This window comes from Paenibacillus dendritiformis (genome assembly GCF_021654795.1).
Lineage (GTDB): Bacteria > Bacillota > Bacilli > Paenibacillales > Paenibacillaceae > Paenibacillus_B.
In genome coordinates this window covers 5099567-5113685 of the sequence record NZ_AP025344.1, presented here as the reverse complement: position 1 = coordinate 5113685, position 14119 = coordinate 5099567, and the positions used below count along the sequence as shown (strand labels likewise).

Here is a 14119-nt window from a genome sequence, read left to right as displayed (position 1 = left end):
AGCTTGAGTGTGGGTGTGGTCGGCTATGACCTACGGTTGTACGGGCGGCCACATCTCTCAAAAAACAGTAATAGGAGGGCATACCAATGCAAAAACCATCAGTAGGACGGATTGTCCATTATCATGTAGAGGATTGCGAGCCGCTAGCAGCAATTATTACAGCGGTCGGCGATGACGAGGTTGTACATCTGTGTGTGCTCGCTCCAGATGGAATGAGTTTTCAAAAAAATGTGCTTTTTGGCGATGGTGACGGACGTTGGTCATGGCCGCCGCGAGTATAATTTGCACTATTTTACATCAATATTGATATAACAGTCGTAATTTCGAGCATTTATTTGCACTTAACTACAGCTATTTCATAACATTCCTCTCTATATAGCCGCTCCTTAGGGGGCGGCACTCTTTATTAGGAGGAATATCCTTCCTTATGTCGAAGTATGACGAGAGGGGAGGTGAAGTAATGCCAATTTCATTAACAGCAGAAGTAAGGACCTATGCAATGAGTGTCGCCCAAGTAGGGGAGCGCATGAGGCTTACTGGTAACAGATTTGGAGAGGCTGGCAGCAAGGAACTCGCTAATCTGGAGGAAATTAAGCAGTTGAAAGTGATTTACGAGACCTTGCTGGGCGAGTTTATGTCACAAAAGGAAACACTGGAAAAGCTAAAAGTGCCCGCGCAACTCATAGATGAGCACAACAGGTTGGTTGAAAATTTCAGTAAATATGTAACTTCAACAGAAATAGCTATTCGAGCATTGAACACGAATGATTTCACTGTTGACGAAGTTACCCACAATAACGCTCTAAAATTACAACAGGAAGCATCGAAAGGAATTGTGCAGGTCTCGAATGAGATCGCGGTGAAACTAGGATTAAAATAGTAACCTCAGCACCCGCTTGGGTGCTTTTTTATTTCTGAAAGGAGATGATACACATGGCATTGACGGCCAAACAGAAGGCATTTGTCCAGGAGTACCTGATAGACCTCAATGCCACACAAGCGGCAATCAGGGCAGGATACAGCGCAAAAACGGCGCGGAAGATAGGACAAGAGAACCTAACAAAACCAGACATTCAGAAGGCTATACAGGAGGCTATGGACGCACGAGCAAAGCGGACGGAGATTACAGCAGACAGGGTATTGCAGGAATTGGCTAAGATAGGCTTTGCTAATATAACTGACTACCTGAGGGTTAGTACGTCTGAAAGAGTGGTTGAACGCAAGACGGTTACGGATGCTGAAGGCAATGAAACGATAGTGCCTATCTTCGATATGGTACAAAGCGTAGAACTATTTGATACAGACGGCATTGATCGCGTAAAAATGGATGCAGTGGCGGAGATTTGTGAAACCAAATACGGCATATCTTTAAAGCTGCATGATAAGGTGTCGGCGTTAGAGAAGATCGGGCGCCATTTGGGGATGTTCAAGGATAAGGTGGAACTGGCTGGACAGGATGGCGGACCGTTGCAAGTAATTTTTGATGCGGGGATGAGTAAGGATGAGTAATAAAATTGTCATTCCATACAAACCACAGCCTCGGCAGCAGGTGTACCATCAGACGGTAGCAGATGAGATACTGTACGGCGGAGCCGCTGGAGGTGGGAAGTCGGAAGCGACCATATGGGACGCACTGAAATACGCTGTCCAGTATCCCGGCAGCCGGCAGATTATATTCCGGCGTACTTACCCGGACTTGCAGCGGTCCATTATAGCACGTACACTGCAGGTCTACCCCAAAGAGTTATGCAAATACAATGCGTCCAAACATGAGTGGTCATTTATAAATGGTAGCGTCATAGAGTTGGCTTACTGGGACAATGACGCCAACTATATGAACTATCAAGGTGCAGAATACGACGTTATCCGCTGGGAAGAGCTGACCCAGTTTGAAGAAAAATGGTACAAGTACATGCTTTCCCGGCTGCGCGGTAGTAAGCCATATCCCCGCAGCGTCAAGAGTACGACCAACCCGGGAGGCGTGGGCCACACATGGGTGAAGAAGCGATTCGTATCCATTGGCCCAGCTGAGACGGTCTATCACATTCCAGAGACGGACGACGATGGAAATGCGCTGTATTGGCCCGAAGGTACACCGCAGGCCGGGGAACCTATTATACGCAGCAGGATATTCATCCCCGCGAATGTACATGACAATCAAGCCCTGGTCCAGTCAGATCCGGGCTATTTGGCCCGCCTATTGGCGTTGCCGGACGTGGAACGCAAGCAGCTCCTTGAGGGGGATTGGGACGTGTTCGCCGGGCAATATTTCAGTGAGTTCAGCCGCGCCGTGCACGTCGTAGAGCCGTTCGAAATACCTCGGGACTGGAAAAGGTACCGGGCACTTGATGAAGGGTATACTGACCCATTCGTGTGTTTGTGGATTGCCTTGGCTCCAGATGGCACGGGGTATCTGTATAGAGAATTGGCACAAACAAAGCTGCTGACAAGCGAACAGGTAGAGCGCGTACATCTAAATACGCCAGTGTCAGAGCGATTTGAGTACAACGTAGCTGATACAAGCTTTTGGAATAAGGCCAAAACGGAGAACATCACGCCAGCGGAGATATTCGCGACCAAAGGTGTGCCGCTTATACAGGCCAAAAAAGAGCGTGTCAACGGATGGAAAAGACTGAGGGAATGGTTGCACGTTGAAGAACGCATTGACCATGTGACAGGGGAGCGATACAAGACGGCGCGCCTGAAGATATTCTCCACCTGCATCAAGGCTATAGAGGCCATTCCGGCCATGATGCACGATGAAAAGCAGGTAGAGGACGTGGCGGCACACAGTCTCGACCATATACCGGATGCGTTAAGGTATTGGGTTATGAGTCAGCCGACGCCCGGGAATGGCGAATCCGCATGGTCAGCGACGCCGGAGGCATTGCCCGGGAGACGTTCTGACTTCGATGACGATGACGACGATGATACACCAACCATACAAGGATTTTGGTAAAGGGGGATAACAATGAAGTTAAGTCAATTGGAAGACTATTTAAGCCAGTTCAGGAAGGCTACAGTATCGTGTCAAGACGTTGGCTGTGTAGATGAAGTGATTATCCGGTCTGAAGGCGGCGCCGGAATTGTAGACGAGCATTTTCAGGAGATCCAAAAGGCAATTCAAGAACATGACGGGATGATCGTATACGTGAGAGCTATGCCACACCTAAGGGAAGTTCTTGATCCTGAAGGCGAATGCGACGGTTTGTATCGAATGAGAACAAGGCTGTTCTTTGGGGAACTTGGCAAGTGCATTACGATGGAGCAGTACGAGAACCTGAAACAGTTGGGCGCTTATCTTGGTTAGGACGGTGACATGATGGAATATGCACTTATAGCGGTGATCGTTCTGGTCATCATCTTTTTGTGTTTACGTATTGAGGCCCAGGATAAGATTATACGCGATTTGAATGACAGGCTGATGGCTAAGGACTTTGCAGATTACGCAGCTATAAAAATGGCGCGATATGAACCAATCGAAGATATCCACGTACGTAAGCCGATCAGTTGGTTTGATGATGGCACAATACCGGACGGTGACAAGATGTGAAGATACTGGATAAGTTTAAAGGTATATTTTCCGATGCGTCCAGCGAAAAGCAGGACAACACAAACCCGAACACGCTCGAACAGCAGGAACTATGGGATACCGTATATCAGGATTATCAGGTTTTTAAAGCTGCGCGGCAGCCGATGGAAAGCATCTGGCAGCAAGAGCAGCGTTTCTACATGGGGGACCATTGGCGCGGGCTTCGTAGTGAGGCTGTATCCAAACTACGACCGGATGCGGTGGAGAATGTGGCATTCAGTCAAATTGAATCCATCGTAGGCAAACTGACGGGATGGATGCCATACCCGGACTATACGGCGATGGAGCCGGCAGACGAGGAAAAGGCGCGGGACCTGAACGACTTTATGCCGTATGAGTTGCGCCAGATTAAATTCAGGCACAAACATACAAGGGCGGTCCGGCGTTGCGTCATACATGGACCGCTCATATACAAGACGATATTTGATCCAACCGTAGAGGGCGGCCGCGGTATGCATCGCTGGCAGGGGCGCAATGATATTCTTCCGGTTGATTTGGGCAGTTTCTTTCCCGATCCGCGTGTGACGGACTTTATCCACTTACAGGACATGTCGGCGATCATCATCCACACGCGGCGACCATTGGAATACTTCAAGAGACGATGGCCGAAGCAAGGCACAAAGGTGCTGCCTGATAACGTGTCAGCGGATGTCGAGATTTTCAGCACGGATACGTACGATGCAACGGGTGGCGAGTCATCCATGAGTACGGCCGTAAGCGAGAAGACATCGGGCCTGATTGAATACTGGTACAGAGGATTGCCTAAGTTGGTATCCAAGGAAGACAAGGAACTATTCCGGGAGTTGGCCGAAGAGAAGCTTTCGCAAGGCATTGACCCGTCCGAGATGTTTGCGAAGGCATCCGGCAGTATGGAGGGCGTGCATTGTATATATATCAGCACATCGGGCGTGTATCTGGAACACAAGGCGTATGTATACGATCACGGGCAGTACCCTTTCACAGCACGTACCTTATATCCTGAGGAAGGCAACCTGTGGGGCAAGGGCTTCATGCGTGACATGATTAAGCCGCAGATCTTTAAGAACAAATACGCTGAAATAGCAATTGCCACAATGGCCAAACAAGGAAACAGCGCAATCATGTACGAAGAAGGGCCATCGCGAAGCCGAGAGTGTGGCAGGAACAAAGGAGCATGGAAGGTGCGATGTTACCCGTGCGTACAGGCTCCTTGAATGGGGTCAAAGAACTGCAGGGAGTAAACGTCCCGAGCACGGTATTTAACATGCTTAACTATTACGACGAGATGTTACAAAAGATACCGGGACAGTTTGATAGCTCTAATGGTCAAGCTGATTCCAGGGTAACATCGGGGGAGCAGGCAAAGGCTCTTATGGCTGCTGCGGGGACGCGCCTCAACACCGTGTCTGACCTGATAAGCGAGGCGCTTGTTGATGTGTTTACCCAGTATGTGGAGCTAATAGCCCAGTTTTATACCAATGAAAGAATCGCGCGCGTTACAGGTCGAAATGTGTCTATAAGTAGGGATTCAATTATAAGCCGGGTTGAATCTCAATATGAAGTTGGTGAGCAAATACCAGACCCGGAAACGGGCGAGATGATGCCGGATGTACGTCCGGTACAGGAAGAATTTGTACCCGAGTTTGACATCAACGTGCATATCGGGGTAGACAAGCCACAGGATCGCGAGTACTGGCTGCAGTTAGCATTCAATTTGTTAAATGCCAAGGACCCTATTACTGGCCTCCCGATGATTGATGCGGAGGCAGTCCGCTTTGTCATTCAAACGGGCCGCATGGAACCTATGGATGTCATCCAGCGGAGAATAGAGCAGGAGGCAGGACTACAGCAGCAGTTTGTACAGGCCCAGCAGCAGGCGCAGCAGCTTGAACAGGAGAACGCAGCATTGCAACAAGCGTTGGCTCAGATGACCGATCAGCGTGTACAGCAAGAACAGGCAGACAAACAATTCAATCAATCTATTCAGCAGCAAAAGATGGACATGGAAGCAATCAAGCTTATGCATGACATGTCCAATCAAATGAATATAGCGCAGCAGGGCAATGTCCCTATGTTGCCTTAGCAGGGCTATCACAGTGCAGTGGTAGCCCTTTTTATATCAGCTCCCACCCATAGGAGATTGGAGGAAAGAACATGTTAGATGTAGACGGAAACGCCACCCATAGCGAAGAAGTCACAGAGCAAGTGTCAGCCCACCCAGAGGCAGACGATCGGCAGTCCATGATGGATGCATACGCTGCGTTCGGACTGGACTATCCGGCGGAGGAATCGGAAGAAGTACAAGAGCAAGAGCGAGAAGGCGAGCCACAGGACGAGCATCCCCCCACAGATGATGAACCTGTAGAGCGGCAAGAACGCAAGGGGATCACCGTCAAGCACAACAAGGAAGAAGTGTTTATCGATGAAGAGAAGATCCCAGAATACGCCCGCAAAGGACTCAATTACGACAAGATTGAGGGGCGGGCAAAACAGTACGAGCAGGCGCTAGACCGGATTGCAAAGCAGCAGGGATTCAAAGACCACGCGGATTTGGTTGCGAACCTTGACCGTATCGAGCAACAGGCGATCCAGCGTCAACAAGAACAGTTCGACACGCTCAAGCAGCAGATTCGCGAGGATGCGGAAAATGCCGGCCTTGACCCGGAGTTGGTTGATCAGTACCTCGAAAACCATCCGGCGTTACAGCAGGCGCGCGAGGTACTGGAGAAGGACAAGCTAGCAAGTGAGCTGCGAAAGCAAGAAGAAGAGAGTCGGCGCCAGACGGAATCTTGGGAAGCTCTATTTCGGAAGTATCCGCAATTGCTCGAGCAGACGAATGAAGACGGAAGCGCGGCCTGGATGACGCCGGAGTTGGAGAGCCGCATTCGCCGTGGCTATGACCCGATTGACGCCTATGAATTGGTGTACCGGGATAACATTATTGCCGACGAGCGCAGGCGCGCAGAGCAGGCCACGCTGAAACAACAGCGGCTAAATAAGCGCGCTGACGTGTTGAAAGATTCGGGCGCGAAACTGGAACCGCAAGCGCCGGAGGAACTGATGGCAGGATTTGCGTTGTTTGGCATTGATCCAAAGAAAGCGCAAAAGTATGCAAAGAACTTTGAATAGGAGGAACAGACATGCCACAAGGATTTAAGTATGTGTACAACGATTACGGCAAGGACCCAACGAGGGTGACATCGATTATAATGACCGACAATGAAGCTGGATATGCGGGGGAGGCCGTGAAGGTCGTAAACGGGCGAGCTACAAAGGCTGGGCCAACCGATGCAATTGCCGGCTTTCTGACATCAAACATCGCAGCAGGAAAGGATAGCCCATGTGAGATCATCCTTGCTCGCGAAGGAGATTGGTACGATGCACCATTCGTAGGTACGCCAGATGCCGGGTTTGTGTCCGGGGCCGATGCGGTAGCCGTGGCTGCCGATGGTCTAGCTGCTGATGCTGCCGTTGTAGCCGATGGCCCACTAGCAGTACTTACGGTAAACGACAATAACAAGACGTGCCGCGTGAAAGTTAAGAAGCGGCAATTTTCATAAGGGGGAATTGACACATGCAAACTAAACTTCGTTGGGATCCGCGAGTACTGGAACCAATCTTTAAGGAACTGTACTCATTGGAGCAGAAAGACAAGAAAGACTATATTCCGATGCTGTACAACGTTACGACATCGAACAAAGATATGGAGAGTTACGAAGGCATCGGCGCAGAGGGCCTGATGGAAGAATGGAGCTATTCGAACAATCAGGTCTATTACGAAGATGTAGATGAGTTGTGGCAGAAGGTCATCAAAAACCGGAAGTTCTCAGACGGACGAATCATTGAAAAGGATTTTGTCGATGACCTTAAATTGACTGAGATTAAGCGTAGAATTGCTTCCTTGGCGGATGCTGTATACAAGACGCAGCAGTTGCAGGGTGTTGAGTTCCTGAATAATGCATTTGTCGGCACAGGGCCTAACTGGCGCGGCCGGATGGATAACTATTTGGGTCCAGATGGAAAGCCGTTGTGTGCTGCCGATCATCCATATAGCCCGACGAACGACACCGATGTACAGTCCAACCTTGGGAACAAGCCGCTTACAATTGATTCGTGGGATGAAACGGCCGTTGCTATGCAGGAATGGAAAGACGATCGCGGCAATCCGCTGGCTGTCATTCCTGACACGCTGATTGTCGCTCCGTACAATGCCCGGGCAGCATTCAAGATCGCTGGGCTGCCTGACGCCGACCTGCCAAAATATGAGCCGGGCAGCAATAACTTCGATTCGAACATGTACATGGGCAACATCAAAGTTATTGTCAATCCGTTCATTTCGCCGAAGTACCGCAAAAACTGGTTCGCAGTAGATTCCGCCCGAATGAAACGGTTCAACATCTGGCAATGGAGACGGAAAGTTGAAAACGGCACAATGACCGATTTCGATACAGAAGTAGCCAAATATAAAGCTATCGGCCGTTGGGCGTATGGATATACGAACTATTCGTTCATCTACGGCCACAAGGTAGAATAGGGGGGCTCCGGCTCCCTTATTTTCTTGTATGGAGGGATATATATCATGTATCGTGATGAACTTGACGCCTTAAACGCGCTCGTAGAAGCGCAACGACAGACAAATGAATTGCTTGCCGATCTACTGCAGCGCGTAGGCGAAAAGGAAGGTGATTCGGGTGCTGTTAAAAGAGGTCGTGGAGGAAATACAGGAAAAGGCACCAAATAACTATCTTTCCCCGCGCTCAATCGTTCGAAAGGTAACACAGGTTCGGGACCGGCTGATCCGTCTGTACGGGTCCGCGCAGCAGCAGGCGGATGTGGTATGTACTGCAATCGACCTGCATAAAGGCCAGGCCAAGTACATCCCGCCATGCCCGCCCGGAAATGTGGTGGACGTGGATATCTTGGATACGGCCTATGGTGGTAGTGGAGAGTGGCGCAGAATACCGCTCAGACAGTTCAACGAGCTCTCGCCTCACACGCCGTATTATTACTTTACCGCGGGCATGATCGGCCTCGTACCAGAGCCAACCCAAGATGCTGCGACCGGTTTGAAAATCTTTCACGTACCAGTCCTACAAGAATTGACGTTGGGCGATATGGATAAGCCAACAGGGTTTGATCCTGATTATGATATGGTCCTTGTCTATGGGGTACTACGAGAGATTAGTGGCAACGATGAGCACGAAATGAAGTATCAGCAACTATTGAATGATTATCAAACGGCGAATAGCGGATGGGAACGCTACGCCGTCAAAGAAAGGTGGTAATGTCATGAGCCGTTACCCATGGCGCAATACAAGCGAAGACATTGCCGGTCAGGTTGAGTCCCAATGGGAAACACCATTAGGGGCACAGGCAAAGGCAGACAAGGCAGAGGCAAACGCCAAGGCGTACTCAGACGAGAAACTGAATGCGCATATCGGAACTGGTGGCGCGGCTCATGCCAATGCTGTACCTAATGGACTGGCCGGATTTATGACAGGGCTCGATAAGGCTAAGTTGGATGGAATAGAGGAAAGGGCTAATCATTATGTCCATCCGGCAACGCATCCGCCTTCCATCATCGCGCAGGATGCAAATAATCGGTTTGTGTCTGACACAGAAAAAGCAGCTTGGAACGCTAAGGCGAGCACAGATGAGGCGACAGCAACAACCAAGGGGTTGATGCCCGCCAGCGATAAGGCCAAACTTGACGAGAGCACGGCGTCCGCAACCCCGGGAACACTCGTGCAGCGTGACGCATCGGGAAGGTTTAAAGCAGCAACTCCATCAGCAAAAACCGACGTTGCCCGAAAATCAGAGGTCGATACCGTCCAGGATGATCTTGACGCACACAAAGCGGATGCCAACATACACGTCACAAAGGATGACCACGACAAACTGAATGGCATACAAGCAGGGGCGGAGGTCAATCAGAACGCTTTCTCAGCCGTCAAGGTAACCGGTCAGGGGGATGTAACCGCTAAGACAAAGACTGACGCCCTACGGATTGCTGGCGGCACAGGGATTACAATAACAACGGACCCTAGCACGAGTGAGGTTAAAGTTACAGCCACAGGAAACGCAACGCCCGGGCCGCACGCAGAAACACACCTCCCAGGCGGAACGGACGTGATCCCATATGCGACTTCAACAACGGGCGGCTTGATGTCGCCAGAACATGTAAATGGAATAGGGGAACTAGATGGGTCACTGACTTCGCACAAGAACGCCACGCTTGTCCACGGCGCAACTGAAGAGGCGACCGCCAATAGGATCATTAGACGAGATAGTGCGGGACAAGCAAAGGTTGGGGCCCCTACAGAGGATGAGCACATCGCTCGAAAAGTAGATTGTGACGCTGCCGAGACCAATGCAAAGGCATATGCTGCACCTTTGATACACACGCATGATGCCTCTGATATCATTTCTGGAACAATTGTGGCCGCTCGTTTACCATCTGCCTCGACTGGAGCCAAGGGCGTTGTTCAACTTTCGGATGCTCTCAACAGTACATCATCAACGTTGGCTGCCACAGCAAACGCCGTCAAAAAAGCCTACGACGAAGCTCTAGCGGCAAAGCAATCTGGAGTTGATGCCAAGCAACAGACGGTGGACGCCATCAACTCCTTGGGAGGATCTGCGTCCACAAGTGATAGCTGGGCGGTACTGGCCAACAAAATTAGAGGCATCCGGCAAGCCGCAGGCGGGCTGGACATCTCTGAAGCATTCCTATCGAAGTATAACCGTCAAGCAGGCAATAACAACGGTAAAGGGTTTATCAACAGCAATGACAATTTCCTCTTTGTCGTACAAACCGGGATAGTAACAGCACCTAATATGGTACTGCGGGAAGTTAATCAACAGGGAACTGTCGTGAGAGATACGCCGTTAGCAGCCGATGCAGGAGAGAACTCCATGAATTTGCAAGACAAGCAAGGCGCTGTTGGCGAGAATGTGGCGATATTTGCCACATACGGCGGATCTACTGATTACTATCTTTATGTCTATAACCTCGATGGTACAAGGATATCAAAAAATAAGGTAACAAATGCAGATGCTGCTTACGCAATTGATGTGTGCAGAGATGGGGCAAATATATTTATCATAAATGGTCGTGACCCTATCTCTATACTATCTGATACGGGCACAAAACTCTTCCAATTGGCGAGTGGCAAAGTAGACAGTATCCTGGGTACAGGAGCTTGGCTCAGCAAGACAAAGGCATTTGTGGCAGTTTATACAGATGACGGCTACAATAAACTGGCCATAATAACGCGTAACGGAACATCCTTCAGCGCAGTCATGGGGGGTGTGGAAGTTACGGTAGGGCGGGCAATGGACTTCTTGGCCGCTCATGCATACCGATGATGGGAGGAATGAATATGATAGGGTTAAAGATTACTAATGTTGTGGGGGTTAACGGCGGTGACTACGATTACAAGGGGCTAGACATCCATAAATTCCTTCCCGGGACTCAGGTGTACCTCGCTGGTACAAGAGATTTTTACGTCATCACGGAACAGGATGACATCCCAGAGCACAAAGATATTACGCTCATTACAACCGAAGAATATGAGGCAGTCTATGAGGAAGATCGTAACAAGCGGTACGAGCCGGGGCCGATTGAGAAGCTCCAGGAAGAGAATGCAGAGCTTCGAAAGCAGATAGACGCAATGCAACTCGCCCTCATGGGCATTATGGATACAGGAGGTAATGCTTAATGAAGAGTCCATTCTATGCGTTTTTGGTGGATTGCTGGCGCAAGGGATTCGCGGATGAGAAGAAGCTGCAATCCTACGTACCGCGGTATATATCAGAAGAAGAGTTTCAAGAAATCATAGAAACGAAGCAATAAGCGCCTGCCCTATGGTAAGGCGCAATTTTTATATAGGTAGGTGGTAGTTTGAACCTCCGCGAAATCATTACCGAAGCTGATATCTTAGTGCCGAATGAGGTGCCTACCGCGGACAAGGTGATATGGCTTAATGCGCTGAATCATGACTTTTTCAACGTTGTGAAAATACCAAAAATGGCATGGTTTGATTCGGTGGCCGGACAGAACGTATACTCACTGCCTGCCGATGTCCGCATGAAGAATACGGATATGTGCATGGTGGGCATGATCCAATACCGGAGCATTCAAACAGAGGATGTGGCGCCGCTGCAGAATAGCTATATGATCGACGACGAGACACATACGCTTGTACTCACTCCTGCACCGTACCAATCGGACATGCAGGGGATTGTACGGTATCGTCGTATAGCTACCACAACCTTCAGCAGCGCTACCCTTGCAGCCGCACCGGACACCCCAGAAGAATATCACTGGACGTTCATTCCGGGGCTATGCGCATTCATAGCTAATACGCAGGATGACAGCGTAAAGGCGGCTAACTATGAGGCCCAGTACAAGGCTGCATGGAACGTAGCAGCCCAGAACTATCAAGTGGGTGAATCTATATGAAGCCGGTTCAGTATTCAACACCGAATTACCAGCCGCTGCCGGGCATCATGCAACCCATTTCCATACGAGAGTTTCGCGGAGTTAGCACCTTCGATCCCCTGACACTAGAAGATAGCTTTTTTACCGACACGGTAAATATGACAACGGATGATTACCCGGCCATCGTGACAAGGCCTGGTTATTCTAGGATCGGAGACATGGGCACCAAGGTTCTGGGCATAGGTGTGTGGAAGGATAAGGAGTTACATGCAATTCATAATGATGGGACTTGGTGGCGATGGAGGTTTAATAGTACTAGTTGGGACAAACTCGCCAGCGGGTTAAATACATCGGCTGATTGGTCCTTTACGAGTTTCCAGGGTAACTTGGATGATATCAATTTGATAGCAAGTAATGGCGTCGATCCTATCAAGCGCTATGACGGAAAAACGGTCCAGAATTTGAGTGGAGCCCCGGACAAGGGAAATTACATCACAACGTACCAGAATCGCCTCTGGTGCGCTGTAGGGAAGGAGCTACATGCATGTGCGCTTGACCGTCCCACTGAGTGGCAGAAGTTCGAAGGACTTGAGGATGACAGTTATGTGAAAGACATGGAAAGCAGCCGCGGCGAAGACATCAATATGCTAACCGGCAGCCTAACGAAGCTTACGATTGGAATGCCGAATAGCCTTCATGAATTGTACGGCGGGCTACCATCCGATTTCAACACGCGCTTGATTACGGAAGACATGGGCCTCATCAACAACAAGTCCGCTGTGACGCAAGAGGGATTCATGAGGTTCATGCACCGGACCGGCATTTACGAATACGGCGGCGGCGTGCTGCCAAATAAGACGTTCTCGGACGTGATTGGTAAACTCATTTCCGACATCACACCTGAAAGCGTGGCCGGCTCAGATGGCACAAAGCTGTATTTCCTGCTGCCGCCTGATCAACTGCTTGTATTCGATCCGCGCCCGGGCGTCCAGGCATGGAGCATCTGGCGCGGGATCCCGGCAACACATTTTGTCACGATGCAGAATCAGCTTTATATTGGCGATGCAGAGGGCCGTGTATTGCGTCTGGGAGACACGACGGATCACGGCAATGCTATTCCATGGTCGGTAACGACGAAGCCGTTTACTGGCGTGTCAGCGGCCATGAAGCAACGCTGGTATAAGATGTGGCTGGTGGTTGAACTAATCGGCAGCATGGACGTGCATCTTTCGCCATCTATCTCCGGGGATGACTGGGTACATGTTCAATCCATATCAGGTGGATCGGCGCCTCAAGTGCGTAGGGTTATTATACCGGTAGCGAAGTTCGCGCGTGAGAATTGGATCCGGGTACGCTTTTCGGGGACTGGCTGGGCACGTATTCACGAGTTCACCAGACAGACTCGACAACTGCCGCTATATTAAGGGGGAATGTACTATGGCAATGTGGAGTGACATGCCGAGGATTTCGGCGCCGCCGAATACAAAGGAAGTAGACGTACTATTGAGCTATACCAAGAATTTAGCGGACATTACGGCCCGCATGGCTAAGGATCTGGAGTTCATTATCAACGGGAATGTCGATTCGAAAAACATCCGGGCTGAATCAATTGAGACGCGAAACCTGAAGGCCAACTCTATTACAACGGATAAGATCAACGCAGGCGCAGTAATTGCAGAAAAAATTGACGTCAAGGAACTATCTGCAATCTCGGCTAACCTGGGCCATATCGTGGCCGGGCTTATCGAGTCTATCGAGATTTACGGATCGTATATTGCGACAAGCAGGGGCAGCTTCCCGCGGTGTGAGATGTCGAATACGGAAAATATGTTTGCTGCTTACGGCGGCAATGGTCGATCAATAAAAATGGTGGCTCATGGGGATGTTGGATCCCCGATTTTGTCTTTTGTTGATAACCAAGGTATGACGGTGATACGATACAGCAACTCTACGTTTTATATAGACGCACCTTCTGGAACTGATATCTTCATTAGTGGGGGAAATATCGAATTATCGCCATACGGACGTGTATACGTAAAAAATTGGGATAGTGTTTATAGCCGAGACGATAGAGAATCCTTGAGGGACGCACTAAACAAATGAAC

Annotated in this window: 17 protein-coding genes and 1 pseudogene; all 18 read left to right on the top strand. The window is 49.9% G+C overall.

Going from position 1 to position 14119, the window contains the following annotated elements:
• The first annotated feature begins 86 nt into the window (after window positions 1-86).
• The 18 genes and pseudogenes from L6439_RS22610 (at window position 87) to L6439_RS22525 (ending at window position 14117) form a co-directional block, all read left to right on the top strand.
• Window positions 87-281 (top strand): hypothetical protein, encoded by a 195-nt coding sequence (locus L6439_RS22610; protein ID WP_213471708.1) that lies wholly within the window; start codon window positions 87-89, stop codon window positions 279-281.
• Between the two features lie 179 nt (window positions 282-460).
• Window positions 461-880 (top strand): hypothetical protein, encoded by a 420-nt coding sequence (locus L6439_RS22605; RefSeq protein WP_213471709.1) that lies wholly within the window; start codon window positions 461-463, stop codon window positions 878-880.
• A gap of 53 nt (window positions 881-933) precedes the next feature.
• Window positions 934-1509: a terminase small subunit gene (locus tag L6439_RS22600; RefSeq protein WP_237096609.1), complete on the top strand. Its 576-nt coding sequence runs from the start codon at window positions 934-936 to the stop codon at window positions 1507-1509.
• Entirely contained in the window at window positions 1502-2959 is a 1458-nt protein-coding gene (locus L6439_RS22595; protein ID WP_213471754.1) for a phage terminase large subunit, read from the top strand. Before L6439_RS22600 ends, L6439_RS22595 begins: the two co-directional genes overlap by 8 nt.
• Before the next feature lie 12 nt (window positions 2960-2971).
• Window positions 2972-3310, top strand: a complete 339-nt coding sequence (locus L6439_RS22590; protein ID WP_213471755.1) for a hypothetical protein — start codon at window positions 2972-2974, stop codon at window positions 3308-3310.
• A gap of 9 nt (window positions 3311-3319) precedes the next feature.
• Window positions 3320-3553: a hypothetical protein gene (locus tag L6439_RS22585; RefSeq protein ID WP_213471756.1), complete on the top strand. Its 234-nt coding sequence runs from the start codon at window positions 3320-3322 to the stop codon at window positions 3551-3553.
• Window positions 3554-3696: 143 nt separating this feature from the next.
• A pseudogene (locus tag L6439_RS29900) lies at window positions 3697-5654 on the top strand (portal protein).
• 71 nt (window positions 5655-5725) lie between these two features.
• Window positions 5726-6700: a hypothetical protein gene (locus L6439_RS22570; protein WP_213471758.1), complete on the top strand. Its 975-nt coding sequence runs from the start codon at window positions 5726-5728 to the stop codon at window positions 6698-6700.
• An 11-nt stretch (window positions 6701-6711) separates the two neighbouring features.
• Complete coding sequence (locus tag L6439_RS22565) at window positions 6712-7131, top strand: hypothetical protein (protein ID WP_213471759.1); 420 nt, start codon at window positions 6712-6714, stop codon at window positions 7129-7131.
• A 14-nt stretch (window positions 7132-7145) separates the two neighbouring features.
• The gene (locus tag L6439_RS22560) at window positions 7146-8105 is read left to right on the top strand and encodes a Mu-like prophage major head subunit gpT family protein (protein ID WP_213471760.1); all 960 of its coding nucleotides are present in this window, start codon (window positions 7146-7148) and stop codon (window positions 8103-8105) included.
• Between the two features lie 45 nt (window positions 8106-8150).
• Window positions 8151-8312: a hypothetical protein gene (locus L6439_RS22555; RefSeq protein WP_213471761.1), complete on the top strand. Its 162-nt coding sequence runs from the start codon at window positions 8151-8153 to the stop codon at window positions 8310-8312.
• The gene (locus tag L6439_RS22550; protein WP_213471762.1) at window positions 8263-8856 is read left to right on the top strand and encodes a phage adaptor protein; all 594 of its coding nucleotides are present in this window, start codon (window positions 8263-8265) and stop codon (window positions 8854-8856) included. Before L6439_RS22555 ends, L6439_RS22550 begins: the two co-directional genes overlap by 50 nt.
• Window positions 8857-8860: 4 nt before the next feature.
• Window positions 8861-10939: a tail fiber protein gene (locus tag L6439_RS22545; protein WP_237096606.1), complete on the top strand. Its 2079-nt coding sequence runs from the start codon at window positions 8861-8863 to the stop codon at window positions 10937-10939.
• Window positions 10940-10953: 14 nt separating this feature from the next.
• Complete coding sequence (locus tag L6439_RS22540; RefSeq protein WP_213471763.1) at window positions 10954-11292, top strand: hypothetical protein; 339 nt, start codon at window positions 10954-10956, stop codon at window positions 11290-11292.
• The gene (locus L6439_RS29375) at window positions 11292-11426 is read left to right on the top strand and encodes a hypothetical protein (RefSeq protein WP_269155951.1); all 135 of its coding nucleotides are present in this window, start codon (window positions 11292-11294) and stop codon (window positions 11424-11426) included. Before L6439_RS22540 ends, L6439_RS29375 begins: the two co-directional genes overlap by 1 nt.
• Window positions 11427-11474: 48 nt before the next feature.
• Window positions 11475-12035 (top strand): phage adaptor protein, encoded by a 561-nt coding sequence (locus tag L6439_RS22535; protein ID WP_213471764.1) that lies wholly within the window; start codon window positions 11475-11477, stop codon window positions 12033-12035.
• A complete protein-coding gene (locus L6439_RS22530; protein WP_213471765.1) occupies window positions 12032-13438 on the top strand; it encodes a hypothetical protein in 1407 nt (468 codons plus the stop codon). Before L6439_RS22535 ends, L6439_RS22530 begins: the two co-directional genes overlap by 4 nt.
• 13 nt (window positions 13439-13451) lie before the next feature.
• Window positions 13452-14117 carry a hypothetical protein gene (locus tag L6439_RS22525; protein ID WP_237096605.1) on the top strand — a complete coding sequence of 222 codons (666 nt, stop codon included), beginning with the start codon at window positions 13452-13454 and terminating at the stop codon, window positions 14115-14117.
• The last annotated feature ends 2 nt before the right edge of the window (window positions 14118-14119 follow it).